Annotated in this window: 8 protein-coding genes and 1 pseudogene; 1 reads left to right on the forward strand and 8 read right to left on the reverse strand. The window is 61.3% G+C overall.

What is annotated here, in order from left to right; all coding sequences use genetic code 11:
* The 3 genes and pseudogenes from HT737_RS32570 to HT737_RS04120 form a co-directional block, all read right to left on the reverse strand.
* Positions 1 to 9,230, reverse strand: a pseudogene (locus HT737_RS32570) (filamentous hemagglutinin N-terminal domain-containing protein); the annotation flags it as partial.
* Between the two features lie 24 nt (positions 9,231 to 9,254).
* Entirely contained in the window at positions 9,255 to 10,961 is a 1,707-nt protein-coding gene (locus tag HT737_RS04115) for a ShlB/FhaC/HecB family hemolysin secretion/activation protein (protein WP_182401536.1), read from the reverse strand.
* A gap of 154 nt (positions 10,962 to 11,115) precedes the next feature.
* Positions 11,116 to 11,565 (reverse strand): helix-turn-helix domain-containing protein, encoded by a 450-nt coding sequence (locus HT737_RS04120; RefSeq protein ID WP_121184992.1) that lies wholly within the window; start codon positions 11,563 to 11,565, stop codon positions 11,116 to 11,118.
* A 171-nt stretch (positions 11,566 to 11,736) separates the two neighbouring features.
* Here HT737_RS04120 and HT737_RS04125 point away from each other — a divergent pair, with 171 nt between their 5' ends.
* Complete coding sequence (locus HT737_RS04125) at positions 11,737 to 12,555, forward strand: alpha/beta fold hydrolase (protein ID WP_182401538.1); 819 nt, start codon at positions 11,737 to 11,739, stop codon at positions 12,553 to 12,555.
* Positions 12,556 to 12,583: 28 nt separating this feature from the next.
* Here the strand turns inward: HT737_RS04125 and HT737_RS04130 are convergent, their stop codons facing one another.
* Genes HT737_RS04130 through HT737_RS04150 form a run of 5 tightly spaced genes read right to left on the reverse strand, consistent with a single transcriptional unit; the run spans position 12,584 to position 17,403 of the window.
* Positions 12,584 to 14,611, reverse strand: a complete 2,028-nt coding sequence (locus HT737_RS04130) for an LTA synthase family protein (RefSeq protein ID WP_182401540.1) — start codon at positions 14,609 to 14,611, stop codon at positions 12,584 to 12,586.
* 22 nt (positions 14,612 to 14,633) lie between these two features.
* A complete protein-coding gene (locus HT737_RS04135) occupies positions 14,634 to 15,245 on the reverse strand; it encodes a hypothetical protein (protein ID WP_182401542.1) in 612 nt (203 codons plus the stop codon).
* Positions 15,245 to 16,540: a sialidase family protein gene (locus HT737_RS04140; protein ID WP_182401544.1), complete on the reverse strand. Its 1,296-nt coding sequence runs from the start codon at positions 16,538 to 16,540 to the stop codon at positions 15,245 to 15,247. Before HT737_RS04140 ends, HT737_RS04135 begins: the two co-directional genes overlap by 1 nt.
* Before the next feature lie 51 nt (positions 16,541 to 16,591).
* Complete coding sequence (locus tag HT737_RS04145; RefSeq protein WP_182401546.1) at positions 16,592 to 17,137, reverse strand: cytochrome b/b6 domain-containing protein; 546 nt, start codon at positions 17,135 to 17,137, stop codon at positions 16,592 to 16,594.
* Entirely contained in the window at positions 17,137 to 17,403 is a 267-nt protein-coding gene (locus HT737_RS04150; RefSeq protein WP_007960465.1) for a PepSY domain-containing protein, read from the reverse strand. Before HT737_RS04150 ends, HT737_RS04145 begins: the two co-directional genes overlap by 1 nt.
* Between the last annotated feature and the right edge of the window lie 37 nt (positions 17,404 to 17,440).

Below are 17,440 nucleotides of genomic sequence, written 5' to 3' on the forward strand. Positions count from 1 at the left end.
TCAGATCCCGTCCAACATCAATTGTTGCTCCGAGCTGGGTGATGGTTTCATTAGTATTGCGGTATTTGATATCTGAACTACGCTCTGCGACGGCCAATATGTTGATATCACGGGTGGCATCGATGTACATATCGCCTCCGCTTTTCAACACGCCTCCCGAGTTGGAGAAATCACGACCTGCCGATATTGTCAGTTCATTAGCAGACTCGATTCTTGCAGCTGAATCAGCAAAATCGCGATGTTTAGTATTTCCCTCGGTATCTATGCCCGTTACTGTGCGTTCGTTGATAACGTCCCCATCAATTGCAATCAGGTTCACATCGCGCCCGGTAATGATCCCGCCGGACTTGTTGACGATATTGTTGGTCGCCAACAGATCCAGTCGGTTGCCCGCCTCAATCACGCCGCTGTTGACCAGATCCTTGCCCGCCGTCGCCGACAGATTATTCGTCGCCTTCAACGTCCCGACGTTATCCAGATTCTCACCGGCAATCAGCGTCACATCATTACCGGCAATCAGCGCACCGGTCGGGCCGAGGCGACCATTGGCCTGCGCCAGATAAACCACCGGCACCAGCACTTTCTCACCGTTCACTTCGTGCTCTTCGAGCCAGACGATGTCGTGGGTCAGCGCGGCCACTTGCTGCGAGGTGAGGCCGACGCCTACCGACAGGTTGAGGGCGTCCTTGCTGGCGATGGCGTTGTTCATCAGGTACTTGAACATGCCCTCGTTGGAGGTCTGGCCGTCGATGAACGCCTGGCCGGTGCGGGCGGTGACGGCTTGCTGGATCAGGCGCTGTTCGTAGAGGCCGTCGCCGAGGCGCTTGGCGCTCTGGTCGGGGTCGTAGCCGAGTTTTTCCAGCAGGTAGTCGGAGCTCATGAACGACTTGAGGTCGGTCAGCACTGGGTTGGTTTCGATCAGGTATTTGTGCGCGTTGGACGGCGCCTTGGTGTCCGGCAGACCGGTGACGCGGGTCACCGGACGGGTGTCGATCGACTCCCTGGCGTCGTTGCCGCGGTCTTTCATGCCCGGGCCGGCGGGTTTCACCGGCACGTTGACGTCGACCGTGCTGGCCACGGCCTGCACGACACTCGGGGTGCGGTGGAACGTATCCACTGCGCGCGTACTGTCGGAGACTGCGGGCGGTGCATCAATGAAAAGATTGCGCGGGCCGCCGCTGCTTCCGGCTACTACGTGTGCTCGGTAGTGACGGTTTGCCCACCTACGGTCCAGGTTGGCGCCGGGCCGGTCGCGGCGACTGGCGCGGTATCAGCGGCGCCCTGCCCGCTCAAGCGGAACAGACCATTCTCCCCGGTTGGCAGGGAGAAGCCTGGTAGGGATAGCGGGTTGACCTGCTGTTGGGCGAGGTCCGGCGGCAGTTGGCTGTTGATCCGGATAACGGTGGTGCCGGTGTTGCCGACGTTGGTGTTGCCAACTTTATTGGTACCGCCGGTAGAGCCGTAATCCTCGTGGATCACGCTGTTCTGCAGTTCCTTGGTAGCGGTGATCGAGACATTGCCGCCGGCCTGAATGACCGCGTTGCGACCCGCGACTGGACTGGTGCCGTCAGTGGCGACTTCTTTGTCAGAGGTCAGTGTGAAGCCCTGCAGTCTGGTCGGCATGTCGACCAGGTTGTTCGGATCATATTGCGATTGCGGACTGGTGTTACCCCAGGCATAACCGGACAGGGTGAGGTCGCCCACCGACTTGTTTGTCACCGAGTCCTTGATCACGACCACCCGGGTCAGACCACCGTCGTGACCAGGTTCTCGACCCGATCCCGATGTGACGACACCCTGGGCAAAGTTCCCGGTTCCGTCGATGTAATAGACGTTCGGAAAATCAGGGTTATTGCGCTGGTTGTACGCCACCACCTCAGGCATGAAGACATTGAACGAGCCTGAGTCGATCGCGCCGGTACGGAAGATTCGGGTGCGTTCGATGCTGCCACTCACCGCACCGACGTTCCGCATATTGTTGGCGTTGATGGTGATGTTGCCAGAAGCGCTGAGCGTACTTTTGCTGTTGAGGAATTCACCGCCGTTGAAGATGAAATCGCCACCGGCTGTCAGCAATGACGATGCCGTGGTGTCATTGTCCTGCCCACCTTCGAAGACTTCGTGAGCAATCAGATTGACGTCGTAGGTGCCCCCTGAACAATCGCCGCACTGAACGCCGATGAAGCCGGAAACCAGCTTACGATTCAGGGCGAAGCTCTGCGTACCGTCGTCTCCCGAGGTGCGGTTGGCGAAGTTGGCTGCGTCAATCTTGAAGGTCTTGCCGCTCTCCATCGAACCCGACAGGTTCGACACCTGACTGGCCTGTGCGGTCCCGTAACCCTTGATGGTCACATTCCCCAACCCGTAGAAATCACCGTTCTGGTTGGTCAGATTGCCCACACTGAGCGTCATGTCGTTGCCGCTGAAAATCAGCCCGCGATCATTGAGCAACGAAGGCGTGTTGATGTTCAGGTTCTGCGCCGCCCCGAGGGTGCCGTAGTTGGTCACACTACCGGCATTGACGGTCAGGTCTTCACTGGAAGTGATGCGTCCGGCGTTGACGAGGGCCCCGCCCACACTGATGGTCGAGGTCGCACCCGCGGCGAAGCTGCCGTTCGCGCCGATGTTCATCTGTGCAGCAGAGAGGTAGGTCCCACGCTGGCTCGACAGTCGGCCATTGCCGCTGTAGCCGCCGCTCAACTGCATGTCGATCAAGCCATCACTGGCGATCAAGCCGTCGTTGGTCCAGTTGCCGCCTCGCACCTGCAACACATCCGAGGCCAGCAATTTGCCGTTGGCACTCTGGCTGAACTGCCGGACATTGACATTCAAGGTTCCGGCCTGAATCACGCTGGAGTTGTTCCAGGTATCGGCATTGAGTTCCAGCAGCCCACCAGTGGTGATGCTGCCACCCGCACCGATCACATTGGCCGTGGCGATTTCGAACTTGCCGCGGCCGACGTGGTTGAGTTGCCCGCCGTCATTGAGGAAGTTGCCAACGTTGAAGGTCATGTCGGTGTTTGCGGTTTCCAGCACGCCGTTGCGGTTGTCGAGTTGGCCGCCGATCTGCAAATCGGTCTTGCCCCAGTTGCCCAGCGAACGCAGACGACCATTCTGGTTGTTGACGCTGGCCGCTTTGACGGTGAGTTGCGTGTTGCTTTCAATGACACCCGCAACGTTGTTCAGTGCGCCGCTGAGGCCGAAGTCGATGCGCTCGCCGGCGATCTGCCCGGCGCCGTTGTCCAGGCTGGTGCCGCTGACGCTCACCAGACCTTTGGCATAAAGCACACCGATGTGGTTATCGAATCCCGCTGTGGTGATGTTCGCATCTGTCGCTTGCGCGGAGATGCGTCCGCCGTTGTTGTCCAGCCCCGCCAATGCCGTCAGCTTCAGACCTTGCGCCTGAATGATGCCGCCCTGGCGGTTGTTGTTGAGGTCGTAGCCATTACGCAGCACACCCACCGTCCGCGCTTCGAGTGCGCCTTTGATGCTGGACAGGATGCCGCCGCGGTTATCGATGTTGGCGGCGTTGACGCTCACATCACCGTTTTGCGCGATGACTTTGCCGCTCTGGTTGTCGAGATTGCCGCTGACATCGAGGGTCAGGGCGTTTGCACTTTGCAACGCGCCTTTGCCATTGTTCAGGCTCGCCGCCTTCAGTTGCAGAGCTGCGTTCTGACTGTAGATCAAGCCGTCAGCATTGTTGCGCACCGCGCCGCTGGCGGTGATTTGCAGCAGATCATTGGCGGCGATGGTGCCCTTGTTGCTGTTGTCCAGTGAGCCGGTCGATAGCTCCAGGTTCTTCTGGCTGGCGAGTTGACCGTTCTGGTTACTCAGGTCGGTCACGCCTTTGATCTGCACCGGGCCTGCACCGGCCAATCGGCCGCCGTTGTTGTCGAGGTCGCCGCTGAGGTTGAGGGTGATCGCGTCGTTACTGGCGATCTGGCCGCCACTGTTGTCCAGTCGCGAAACCGTGGCGTTGATCGCCTGCTGCGCATTGATCGCGCCGTCGACGTTGGTCAGCGCCATGCTCAGCAGATCCAGCGCACCGTCGCTGGCGATCAAGCCGCCCTGACTGTTATTGAGCGCGCCGTTCAGCGTCAGGCTCTGCCCTGCTCCGCTGCTCAGAATGCCTTTGTTGCTGTTATCGAGGCTGCCGGCCTTGACGGTCAGGCTGCCCTCGGCAACCAGTGCACCGGCGCCACTGTTGAGCAACGCGTCCTGGAGCTCGACCGCGACATCACCGAATTTGCTCGAGAGTGTGCCGCTGTCGCGGTTGTCGAGACTGTTGCCGCTGACGCTCAACCCTTTCCAGCCGGACAGCAAGCCCTTCTGGTTGGTCAGTGTGGTGCCGCGCAGCAAGAGTTTTTCGCCGCTGATCAACTTGCCGGCGTTGTTGTTCACGGCACGAGCGATGACGTCGAAACTCAGGTTGCTGGAGATCTCACCGCGCTGGTTGTTCAGGTCGCGCAGGCGCTTGAGGGTCAACGGACCCTTGGCGGTGAGCAGGCCGTTCTGGTTGTCGAGGTCGCCATTGGCCAGGTCCAGCGTGACGGCCTGGTCGCCCAACAGGCGGCCGCCGTTCTGGGTCAACGAAGCCAGGCTCAGATCGATGTCACCCGCGGCGGAGACTTCACCGCCATTGCTGGAGTCCAGACTGGTCGCGGTCAGTTTCAGATCGCCCTTGCTGTTAATCAAACCACTGTCACGGTTGTTCAGCGCCATCGCATTGAGCGTGACCGCGCTGACACCCAGTAGCGTGCCGCTCTGGTTGTTCAGATCGGCACTGCCGATGTTCAGCGCCTGCGCAGCACTGATCAGGCCGCTGGCATCGTTGCGCAACAGGCCATCGACCGTGAGTTCAAGATCGCCACGGCTGACCAGGCTGCCACCGCTGTTGTTCAGGCTGCCCGCCCGCACATCGATCGACGCCGCGCCGATCAGGCCTTTGACGTTGTCCAGCGCGTTGGCGATGCGCAGGGTCAGGCCCTGATTGCTCAAGAGTTTGCCGTTGCTGTTGTCCAGGCTCTGCGCGGTAAGGGCGAACGCTTCAGTGCTGGAGATCGTGCCGCCCTGGTTGTTGACACCGTTGAGTTGCTTGAGCAGCAGAGTGCCGGGGCGCGCTGATCACGCCGTTGATGTTGTTCAACTGGCCGTGGTTCAGGTCCAGGCTCAGGCGCGTGTTGCTGAGCAGCTTGCCGCCCTGTTGATCGAAGCCTGTCACCGACGCGGTCAGTGCGCCCTGGCTGCCGATACTGCCGGCATCGCTGTTGGTGATCTGGCCGGCGACGAGATCGAGCGTGTCGGCGCTGCTCAGCAAACCGCTGCTGTTATCGAAGTCACCGGTCGTGACCGTGACCGCGTCTTTGCCGCTGAGGGTGCCCTTCTGCCGGTTATCCAGACCGGTACTTTTGAGCACGAGGAGGCCATCGGTGACGATCCGCCCGCCTTGGTTATCGACCTTGCCAGTGCTGTCGAGGGTGAGATCTGCAGCGCTGGACAGGCTGCCGCCAGTGTTGCTCAGTTGCGCGGAAGTGAAGGTCAGCGCGCCTTCGCTGCTGACTTTACCGAGGTGATTGGTGAAGTCGCCGCTGAGGTTCAGCAGCGTGTCCTGCTGGCTGAGCAACTCACCGCCGCTGTTGTCCAGCGTATGGCCTTGGAGCTTCAGCAGCGTGCCCGTATCGATCAGGCCTTTGTTGCGGTTGAGCAACTGATCGACCGTAAGCGTCAGTGCCTTGCTGGTGAAAACCTTGCCGCCATCGCTGTTATCGAGTCTTTTACCGGTCAGCAGCAGATCGCTGTTGGTGGTGATTTCACCGCCACGGTTGTCCAGTTCATCGACCGTCAGGGTCATGGCCTTGGTCGAACCGAGCAAGCCACCGTGGCGATTGTCGAGGGTCTCGGCGCTGAGGTTGAGCACACCGGTGGCGATCAGTTGAGCGTCCTGGTTGTTCAGGCTTTTTACCTGAATGGACGCATCGGACTTGCCGGCAATGCTGCCCTGCTGGTTGACCAGCGTATCGGCGGTCAGCATCAGTTCACCATCGGCAATGAGAGTGCCGGACTGGTTGTTCAAGGTCTTGTTGGTGGTCAGCACCAGTGGGCCGCGACTGCTGATCAAGCCATCCTGGTTGTCGAGGCTCACGGAATGGCTATCGAGTGCCGCCGCAGAAATCACGCCTTTGAGGTTATTCAGCGCTGCCGCAATGCGCAGCGTCAGCCCTTGCTGGCTGATCAACTTGCCGTTGCTGTTGTCCAGGTCATTGGCCGCGAGGGTGAATGCTTGCTGGCTGGAGATTTCGCCGCTGTGGTTGTTCACGCCATTGAGGTTTTTCAGCAGCAGCGTGCCGGGCGCGTTGATCAAACCGTTCTGGTTGTTCAACTGACCGTTGTTCAGATCAAGGGTCAGGTCTGCCTTGCTGAACAGCTCGCCATCCTGCTGATCCAGCCCGGTGACCGATACGTTCAACGCTTGCTGGCTGGCAATCCGGCCAGTGGCGTTGTTGACCTGAGCGGCCTTGAGCGTCAGAGACGCTTCACTGGTGAGTTTGCCGCCCAGGCTGTTGTCGAAGTCGCCGGTATCGACATGACTGGCGCCTTTGGCACTGATCAAACCTTTCTGGCTGTTATCGAGACTGGCGCTGGTCAGGGTCAACGTGTTGTCGGTGCCGATCGAACCCGCCCGATTGAGTACCAGGCCACGGCTGGTTACCGACAAGACGCCGGCTGTGCTCAGGCTACCGGCACTGTTGTCGAATCGGCCGAGATTGGCCGTCAGCGTGCCCTCGCTGCTGATAGTGCCCTGCGCGTTGATCAGGGCATCGTCGAGGGTAATCACCAGGCCGTTGAGGCTGTTGAGGCGACCGCCGCTGTTATCCAGGCTGCTGCCAGTAAGCGTGGTTGCGCCCTTGGCGCTGATCAGGCCTTTATTCAGGTTGATCAGTTCCGCCACGGCGAGGCCCAGATCGGTGCCGGCCAGCAGCTTGCCGCTGTCGCTGTTGTCCAGGCGCTGGCCTTTGATGTTCAGCAGCAGACTGCTGGAGATTTCGCCGTTACGGTTGTCGATGTCGTCGACAGTCAGGGTCAGCACTTTTGTGGTGCCGACCAGACCGCCATTGCGGTTGTCGAGCGTCTTGCCGGTCAGGCTCAGATTGCCCTGAGCGACCAGCGCACCACCCTGCTGTTGCAGCAACCCGATGGCCGCAGTCAGATCGCCTTGGCTGGAGATCCGACCTGCGGCGTTTTGCACTTCGCCCGCGTTGAGGCTGACCGGACCGACCGCACTGATGAGTCCGCCGCTGTTGTCCAGACGTGTACCGGCGTAAGCGATACCGGACTTGCCGGTGATCTGGCCCTTGTCGCGGCTGTCCAGGCGATCGACGTTGAGCGTCAGTTGCTGATCAGCCTGGATCACGCCGGCACGGTTGTCCGCGGTATCGCTGCGCAGTGCCAGGGTGGTTTTACCGATGAGTTTGCCGTCGCGGTTGTCGAGGCTGCCGGCTTGCGCATCGATGGCGCCCTTGGCGGTGATCTCGCCTTTGTTGCGGTTGTCGAGTGCGCCGCGCAGACGCACGGTCAGGCTACCGTCGCTGACGAGCACACCGCCATCGCGGTTATCCAGGCTGGCCGCCTGCAGACTCACCCACTGGCCGGAGCCGAGCACGCCATCACGGTTGTCCAGCGCGCCGCTGAGGTCGATATTCAGCCCCAGATCGCCGAGGATCTGACCGCTGCGGTTGTTCACCGTTGCCGCGTTGAGCCGGGTGACGCCGCTGCTGGAAAACTCGCCGTTGCTGTTGTCCAGTTGACCGAAACTACCGGTCAGATTGCCCGAGCTATGGATCACCCCTTGAGTGTTGAATAGCTGATTGGCGGTGACGTTCAGCGTCGCATTACCGAGCACGCGGCCGCTGTTGCGGTTGTCCAGCGTGCCCGCCGTGATCGCCGTGGTTTGTCCGCTGAGCGTACCGCCCTGGTTGTTCAGGGTTTGCGCGGTGCTGACGGTGAGATTGCGGCTCGCCACCAGACTCTTGCCGCTGTTGTCGAGGTACTGCGCATTCAGGCTCAGATCACCGTTGGCGTTGCGACTGCCGTCGGCGTTGACCCCGGCCTCAATGACGCCGGCGTTGGTCAGTTGACCGCCGGCACTAAGGGCGATGCTGTCGCGGGCGGCGAGTGTCTGGCGGTTGATCAGGTTGCCCTGCGTCTGCACATTCAACGCGGTACCGGCATACACCGGCCCGCGCGCATCGAGACTGGCCGCCTTGACGTTGACCGCACCGGTCGCCGAGGTATCAACCAGGCTCAATTGACCATTGGCATCAAGCTGAATATCGCCACCGCTGGCGATCAGTTTGCCGTCGAGCTTCACCCCGACCCCGGCCTCGGTGCCGACCAGTTTGATCGCCCCGGCGTACATCCCGCCGAGTGCCGATGAGTCGATTGCCAGTTGCGGTTTGGCGCTGCCATCATCGGCGCGGGCCGTGGCGTTCAAGGTCTGCGCGTTGACGTCGTTGCGCCCGGCAACAATCGTCAGGTTCTGCGCCTGGATTTCGGCGTTGATCTTCGCGCTGCGGGTGATGATTTCGAAACGGTCGACGTTGTTGGCGTTGAGGCCGGCGCCTTCGATCGCTACAGCGCCTTGATCAACCTGAAAACGATCCAGCCGCCCCGCGCCATCCAGCACCGGTTTGCCGGTGCTCAGCGTCACGCGCGGTGCATTGATGAAGCCGCAACCGTTGCAAGTGATGCCATACGGATTGGCGACAATCACTCGCGCCGACTGCCCCGCCACTTCGGTGTAACCGCGCAACTGGCTCGGGTTGCCGCTGATGACTTCGTTGAGAATCGCTTGCGCCGAGCCACTGTTTTTTCAGGTTCGGGTTGCCGATGATGTGCCCGGCCAACTGGGTGTTCGAGGTCTGCGCCGAGCCGTTGTTGAGGATGACGCCCTGCGCACCGACGTTGTAATCGTGAAACTGGTTGTGCGACAGCCCGCTGCCGTTGGGCGTGGCAATGTTGATGATCGGCACGCCATTGCCGGCCCGATCCAGCGAGGTGTTCGGGTTGGCCACGACAATGCCGTCGGCCTGCGCCCACATCGGCTGCCAGAACATGACGTTCGCCAGCAGGAACGCCAGCCCGCGTTTGGGCATGCCTAGGAACAACTCACGGTTTTTTACGGCCGCAGAAGGCTGGCCTGCAAGGAAGGCGAACTGGCGAACATCCATGTCGATGGTCTCGAAGAATTTGAATTAGATGAAAAAGTCGAGGCGGAAATAAATCGGCGCTTCACGCTCGGTCAGCACATCCGGGCGTTCGAGGGAATGGGCAAAGGTCACGCTGGCAGCCACGTGTTGACCACGGGCGAACAGTTCCAGCGAGTTGCTCGACATGCGTCCGTGCTGATCGCCGTTGTAGCGGTCGCCGCGAATCACGCCCTGGTCGTAGCCGAGGCTGGTACCGTATTCAGCGAACACCGGGCGCAGCCACTCGGCGCTGACCGGACGGCTCCAGCGCAGGTCGTTGCGCCAGTAACCGCCGCTGTCGCCAGACAGCGACTGATCCTTGTAGCCACGGATCGACGACAGTCCACCGAGGCTGGTGCGCTGCGGACTGAACAGCACATCCTCGCTGCGCTGGCCGGTCATCAGGCTGCTGAAGCTGAAGGATTCGCCCCACAGCTTGAGCGGTTGCAGGTAGCTCAGGGTCGCGGTGTATTTGCGGTAGCGTGCGTCGGGCTCGCCGGGGCCTGGATCGTGGCTGCCCTGCGCATCGAACGCGCCGATGCCTTCCTGCATGCCGGCGTCGAAGTTGACGAAGGCGCTGCCGATGCGGCGACCGTGGTTGAAGCCGAACTGCGCTTCGCTGATGCGGTTGCTGCTCAGCTTGAGCTTGCTGTCTTCGATGAAGTTGTTGGTGCGCAGGTAGGACAGGCCGGCACTGAGCGAGGTCTTGCTCACCGAGTCGCGATGGATCACCCGCTCGGCGCGCAGCTGATGGTTTTCGCTGTCGCCGGTCTGCTTGAAGTTGTAGCCGTTGGCGGCGATCTGCGAGCGGTAGTCGCTCTGGCTGTAGGTGTAGCTGAAGTTCCACCAGCCCCACGGCAGGTTGTAATTGAGCATGGCGTTACTGGAGGTGTGCTGGTGGTCGGTCATCGCATCGTGACCGCCGCGCAGGCTCAACTGATCGGCCAGGCCCAGCGGGCTGTCCCAATCGAAGGTCGTGCCCCACTGCTGTTCGCCGGTGCTGCGCTGGCCGTCGTTGCTGCGCGACAGTCCGGCACGCCATGGCTTCTGCGGGTTATTGGTGACCAGCACTTCACTGCCGCCGACGTTCTTGCCCGGCGCCAGCTCCATCTTGGCCTGATTGGACGGCAGGCGATTGAGCTGATCGACCATCTGCTCGATCTCGCGCAGGTTGACCAGTTCGCCGGACTTGCCGGGAAAGGCCATCGCCAGTTCGCGCTGCGAAAGCTGGCTGTTCTCGGCGCCCTTCATGCCTTCGAGTTTGCCTTCGACCACCAGCACTTTCAGATGCCCGCCGGACAGATCCTGCTGCGGCAGGTAGGCGCGGCTGGTGACCAAGCCTTTCTCGATGTAATGGTCGGTGATGACTTTCAGCAGCTCGTTGAGCTGGGGTACACCAAGGCACTGGTCGATGTAGGGCTTGAGCAGACGGGTTTTGTCGCTGTCGGACAGACTGTCGGCGCCCTTGAGCTCGATGTCCTTGATCGGGAAACAACGGGTGTCGGTGGGCGCCGCTGGTTGCGCTGGACCTGCCTCTTTGCCGGGCAGATTTTTCAGGTCTTCAAGACGCCGCTGCTGCTCTTCGAGCAGGCGATTTTGGCGATCGCGGATCAGGTCGGTCTCACCGGGGGTCGGTGCAGCGAAAGCCATTTGAAGCGGAGACAGGCACAGCAAAGCTACGCACAACCTCGCCACGAGGGCGGGTGGATACATGTTCGATCCCTCGAGACGGAATGACATCAAAATAGTGGCGCGATATTAGATGGCCATCATTTTGACGTCAAACAAACATTTCGACCGTTTGTCGGGTTTGTAACGGGGATTGAACAATCGACGCGGCTGAGGTTTTCCGGGGGTAATCCCTGGTTCAGTGCGCAACGCCCAACTTCGTCGCCACGTCCTGAGGTGCCAGCAGGCGGCCATCCGCTGAACGCAATTCCAGCTTCCTGATCGGCTGCCGCTGCTGCGCGTCAACCATCACCGAACCCGCCTCCCCCGGCGCATACAGGTGTTCGCCGCCCCACTGCGACAGCGCAACGATCACCGTCTGCAAGGCCTTGCCGCGTTCGGTCAGCACGTATTCCTTATAGGCACCGCCATCGGCGGCCGGCACGGTTTGCAGGATCCCCTGCTCAACCAAGGCCTTGAGCCGGGCGCTGAGCATGTTCTTGGCGATGTCCAGATTCTTCTGAAAATCACTGAAGCGGCGGATGCCCTCCAGCGCATCGCGGATGATCAGCAGCGACCACCAGTCGCCGATCAGATCCAGCGTACGGGCGACCGGGCAGGCGTTGCCGTGCAGGCTTTTGCGCTTCACAGGGTGTTTCTCCGTCAAATCCAGCGTGTGGTTGCATTTTACAACTGTGTTCGCGGAAAAGAACCACGCCGCCAGCGCAGCACCTGCATACAAGTGGCCACGGTCGATTGCGCGGATAGTGAATCCTGCTTTACAGCCCCTCCCCAACGCGTACTCAAGCAAGGAGTTTCCATGAGCACATTCACTACCGATGACGGCACACAGATCTATTTCAAGGACTGGGGCAGCGGCAAGCCCGTGCTGTTCAGCCATGGCTGGCCGCTGGATGCCGACATGTGGGAATACCAGATGGAATACCTGAGCAGTCGCGGCTACCGCACGATTGCCTTTGACCGCCGTGGTTTCGGGCGCTCCGATCAACCGTGGAACGGCTATGACTACGACACCTTTGCCGACGACATCGCGCAACTGATCAAACACCTCGACCTGCGCGATGTGACGCTGGTCGGCTTCTCAATGGGTGGCGGCGACGTCAGTCGCTACATGGCCCGCCATGGCAGCGAGCGCGTTGCCGGGCTGGTGCTGCTCGGGGCGGTGACGCCGCTGTTCGGCAAGAAGGCCGATTACCCGCAGGGCGTCGACGCCTCGGTGTTCGACGGGATCAAGGCCGGCCTGCTCAAGGATCGCGCGCAGTTCATCGCGGACTTCGCCGCGCCATTCTACGGCACCAATCAGGGCCAGAAAGTCTCCGATGGCGTGCTCACGCAAACCCTGAACATCGCCCTGCTCGCCTCGCTCAAAGGCACCGTGGATTGCGTCACCGCGTTTTCGCAAACCGACTTCCGCCCGGACATGGCGAAGATCGACGTGCCGACCCTGGTGATCCACGGTGACGGCGATCAGATCGTGCCGTTCGAAACCACCGGCAAACAGGCCGCCGCGCAGATCAAGGGCGCCGAGTTGAAAGTCTACGCCGGCGCGCCCCATGGTTTTGCCGTGACCCACGCCCAGGCGCTGAACGAAGACCTGCTGAGCTTTCTGAACCGCTAAACGCCTCGCTGACCGGGCCCCCACCCGGTCAGCGCACGTTGCGATACAGCATCAGCCGCGCGCTCTCGTGTAGCCCCCGCGTCAGTTCCACCAGGCGCTGGAATTCCCCGGGATTTTGCCCGGCGACGTTGTCCAGCGGCGTGTTCGACGCCAGGTCATGCAGGGTCGGCGAGCTGCCGTCATGCTGCATCTGCAGGAGGAAATCCTTGGTCACCCCGCCAATCACCGGAAACGTGCCCTCGCGCAGTACCAGCGGCACCACGCGCTCACCTTCCGGCGCCGGTTGTTGGACATCGCGGCCCATCGCACCATTGCTGAACGGCACGCCAGCCATCCCCGCCACCGTCGGCAGCAGATCCGTCAGCCCTACGGCTTCCTCGATGACCTTTGGCGCCAGCAGCCCCGGCGCATGAATCAGCATCGGCACATGATTGCTTTCCAGGCCCAGTTGCTCGAACGCCGGCGGCATGTGCGGGATCTGGCTGATGCGCGTGTTGTGGTCGCCGAAGAACACAAAAATCGTGTTGTCGTAATAGCCGCCGGCCTTGGCCAGCTCCATCAACTTGCCGATATTGAAATCCAGCAGGCGCACCGCGTTGTACTGCTCGACGCTGCGCGAACCGGCGGCCTGCACCTGTTCCAGCGACAGGTTGCTGACCTGGAAGCCGTCGTTGTCCTTGGGAATGGTGAACGGCCGATGGTTACCCGAGGTTTGCACGTAAGCGAAGAACGGTCGGTCCTTCGGCAAGTCGCGCAGGATGCGGTCGCTCTCCTTGAACAGATCCAGATCGGAAATCCCCCACACGTCCACCAGCGGCGAACGCCAGTCACTTTCCTGATACAGGCGTACGCCGTCGAGGCTCTGCTGGATCAGCGCATTGATATTGGCCCAGCCGGCGTTGCCGCCGATCATGTAGAGCTTCTGGTAATCGGTGAACGCATTGATCAACGTGTGCTGGCGGGTGATCAGCGGATGGCGGGTGGCGGTCTCGCGGCGGGTCACGTCGGGAACGCCGGTGATGCTCGCCCACACGGTTTTCGCGGTGCCGGTGACCGGCACATAGAAGTGCTTGAAGAACCAGCTTTGGCTCGCCAGTTGATCGAGGTTTGGCGTCGGGTTCAACGGATTGCCGTAGGCGCCGACGGCGCTGGTGCCCAGCGATTCGAGCATGACGAACATCACGTTCGGCGTGCCCTGCAGCCGATACGGCTGCACGCCTTGCTGACGTTCGAACGTCAGGCTTTGCGGGTCCGGTCGATCCACGCCCAGATAGCGGGCAATCAGCGGATAGTGCTCGCGCACCTGCGCCTCATCGAATTGCGCCTGGCCGGTTTTCAGCGTGTCGTAGAGGAACAACACCGGGTTCAGACCGACTGCGGCGATCTGCGCGTTACCGGAAAAGAACGCATCACTCCAGCGCAGCGGCACCGGGTTTTCCAGGTTGAGATTGTCGACCCGACCGAGCAGCGCCAGCAGCACCACGACCACGCCCAGCCCGGTGCCGAATGCCAGCGACGGACGCCGGATAACCTTGGCTTCACGGGCCAGTGTCAGCCGTTCCAGCTTCAAAAGTCCGTAGAAGCAGACGCCCAGCACCGCCAGCCAGCCGAGCGCGATCCACAGCACCGGATAGGTTTCCCAAACCATCTGTTGCGAGATCTGCGCGTCGTCCAGATAACGCAGCACCGTGGCGTTGATCCGCACGCCAAGATAGGCGTAATGACCGAAATCGATGATGTACAACAGGCCGATCACGCCGAGCGCCAGCAGCCAGTAAACCCGTGCGACCCAGCGCAACCACGGCAACCGCGTGAGGTTCCAGCGCGGCAGCCAGGCCAGCAACGCCAGGGGCAGGATCAGCAACACGGCCAGGCGCAAGTCGAAGCGCAAACCGATACCGAGGGTTTCGCCCAGTGTCGGGTTATCGACGAACTCACTGGGCGCGATCCCGGAGAAACCCAGCACGAACACCAGCCTGAGCAGGGCAAACAACAAGAACGCCAAACCTGCCGCACCCACGCCGTAGCGCAGGCGTCGCGATTGCAACCAGCCCATCATTGACCTCAGTGTCGTTGGTTCAAATAGAAGATGTCGTGCTTGCCGGTGCGGCTCGCAGCAGACGCCAGACCTCGCGGATGCACAGCGCCGCAGCGGTGACCAGGCAATAACCCAGCAGCAGCGGATCGATCAGGTAGTCCCAATAGTTTTCCGAAGCCTTGAGACGCAAGGCGAACGCCAGCGTGCCCAGCGCGAGCATCGACACGGCCAGCGTATTGCGTAGCCACAACAGCGTCAGTGCCAGCAGGCCGATACAGACGATCATCGGCCGTGGGTTGAAGCCCCAGCGGTACGGATCGAAATAGGTCAGGCCCATCGTCGCCGGGTACAACAGCGCGGCCAGCACGGTAAACAACACCAGCACCTGCACCCGTGCCGACAACGTCTGCCGCTCGACCACGCCCAATCGGACCAGACTGGCCCAGCCGAGCAACACCAGCGTGGTAATCGCCAGATCATCGGTGACACTGCGCACGTACGCCGCTAACGGCAGATCGTTGACTGGCACAAAGCTGACCAGCGCCAGCAGCGGCAACAGCCACGGACGCCAGCGTCGCGTGCAGTGCAACGAGCCGAGCAGGACAAAACCCAGCAGGATGAATGTCAAATGGGCTTGCCAGAGCAACAGCATCACAGGCGCTCCTCGAGCCACGCTTCATTGAAGCTGACATGTTTGATGAAGGTGTTATTCCACGAATACACCAGGTGATAGAGGCCATCGCTGCCGCGACTGAAGTACGGATACTCGTACTCGAAATCACAGCCCTGCGGCTTGCACACCCGGTAATCCAGATTGCTCAGAAAGCGCTGTTCCAGCGGCAAGCGCCGGGCACCACTGGAAGCACGAAAACCTTCGCCGATGATCGCTTTGTAGGCTTCGGGGGCGAACGGCTGGCCGAGCGGATCGGGCGACTGATCGAGTTCGATCACGTTGCGCCAGTTGCTCAGGTTGGCATCGGTGCCGTAGAGGCTGAGCTTGAAGCGCCCGTCCTGCAGATCATTGAGCGCCACCAGCAAACCGTTGTCGTCGGTACCCACGGCCGCCAGCGATGAATTGGGGTTGGCCGGCTCCAGCGGATACGGCTCGCTCCAGGTCTGCCCGGCATCCTCGGTGCGGCTGGCCAGCACCCGATGATGGGTGTCGCCGGCATAACGCAGCATGGCCACGGCACGTTGTCCGTCCAGCGGCACAATGGTCGGCTGCAACGAATGCTTGCCACGGCTGATGCGGAATTTGTCGATCACCGCGCCGTCTGCGCTCAGGTACAGGTACTCGGCGAATTTGCCCATGAACTCGTGATACACCGGCAGGCCGATCGAACCGTCGGCATGGAACACCGGCGCAGCGCGCACCAGCGTGCTGATATTGAAGAACGGTGAAGTGATCAGCTGTCGCGGCGCCGACCAGTTGCGCCCGAAGTCATCCGAGACCATCACATTGATCGCACTGGTGGCCCAGCCGCCCACGGACACCGAGACATAGAACATCCACAACCGTTGATCCGGCGCGAGGGCGATCACCGGATTGCCCAGTTTGCGGATGTAGCGGCGGGTGCCGTCGCGGGTCGATTCGCGGGTGGCCAACACCTGCTCGGCGCCCCACTCCGCGGTGTTGGCGTCGTAACGGGCGGTACGGATCTGTACATCGGCAGCGCCCTCGCGGGAACCGGCGAACCACACCGCCATCAGGTCACCGCCCGGCAGCGCGGTCACCGACGACGAGTGCACGAAATCATTCAATTGCGAGGAGACGAAGCGGCTGCTGTACAGCGGCTCTGGTGCCTGCAGCGAAGCATCCACCGGCGGCGCGGCCACGGCAAATGGCGCCAGCACATGAGCCGGATGACTGCGCCAGGCGCCCCAGAAAACCAGGCTCACGGCCAGTCCGCCGAGAATAAATTTCAAGCGATCGGGAAGCGCACGCATAGTGGACTCACGGCAAAAACAGGATGGAGGGCAATCGGCAAAACATCCTTGTCAGCGCGGCGGATCGTCCGGCAAACGGCGACGGCGTCCGGTGAGCATCGACAACGGCAAGTTGTCGCGAACCAGAAAACTCTCGTACAACGCGGCGGCGATGTGCAGACACACCAGCACCAGCAAGGTGTCGGTGGCGAATTCGTGTACCTGCAACGGCCAGTCGGCGCCCCACAGGGCGTCGATCTCTTCCATGGCCCAGCCGCTCATACCGGCGGTGAACATCGCCAGCAACATCGACAGCATCACCAGTGCGCCAATCGGTGAATGCCCGAGGCGATGCTCGGGCCGTCCGGCAATCAGTGAGCGCGCATGAGCGATCAACCGCGTCGGTGTCGGCCAGAAATCCGCCCAACGCGCACTGTGCGGTCCGACGAATCCCCAGACCAGCCGCACCAGCAGCCAGCCCATGGCGTAATAGCCGAGCCAGATGTGCCAGGCGTCACCGGCTTCATTGAAGAAGTAATTGGCAACGAAGACGCCCGCGATGGACAGATGAAACAGCCGCACCACGGGATCCCACAGGCGCACGGACGCGCTCGGCATCAGCCCTTGATCTCGGTTTTCACCGCTTTGCCGCTGACCGGGTCGTGGTAGATCTCGACCTTGCGCTTGTCCTTGTCAAAGCCGTAGATCTCGTAGCAGTTGCCGTCGGTGACCTTGAACTTGCTGATCTCGTAGCCCTGAGCCTTGAGCTGCTCCTGAAAGGCTTTCTGGTCTTGCCATTGCGAGCGTTCGGCGGTGGTGCATTGCGGGCCGGCGACGGCCAACGGGCTGGCAACGATGAGGGACAACAGCAGAAGTTTGCGCATGGAAACACTCTCGCTCGATGAGGAAGGCCTCACTGTG

The organism is Pseudomonas sp. MD195_PC81_125 (assembly GCF_014060985.1).
Taxonomy (GTDB): Bacteria; Pseudomonadota; Gammaproteobacteria; order Pseudomonadales; family Pseudomonadaceae; genus Aquipseudomonas; species Aquipseudomonas parakoreensis.

Excerpts from the sequence above, each read along its gene's own strand:
- HT737_RS04135 (WP_182401542.1), bottom strand. The coding sequence starts at position 15,245 with ATGCTGTTGCTCTGGCAAGCCCATTTGACATTCATCCTGCTGGGTTTT.
- HT737_RS04145 (WP_182401546.1), bottom strand. The coding sequence starts at position 17,137 with ATGCCGAGCGCGTCCGTGCGCCTGTGGGATCCCGTGGTGCGGCTGTTT.
- HT737_RS04125 (WP_182401538.1), top strand. The coding sequence starts at position 11,737 with ATGAGCACATTCACTACCGATGACGGCACACAGATCTATTTCAAGGAC.
- HT737_RS04130 (WP_182401540.1), bottom strand. The coding sequence starts at position 14,611 with ATGGGCTGGTTGCAATCGCGACGCCTGCGCTACGGCGTGGGTGCGGCA.
- HT737_RS04115 (WP_182401536.1), bottom strand. The coding sequence starts at position 10,961 with ATGTATCCACCCGCCCTCGTGGCGAGGTTGTGCGTAGCTTTGCTGTGC.
- HT737_RS04150 (WP_007960465.1), bottom strand. The coding sequence starts at position 17,403 with ATGCGCAAACTTCTGCTGTTGTCCCTCATCGTTGCCAGCCCGTTGGCC.
- HT737_RS04140 (WP_182401544.1), bottom strand. The coding sequence starts at position 16,540 with ATGCGTGCGCTTCCCGATCGCTTGAAATTTATTCTCGGCGGACTGGCC.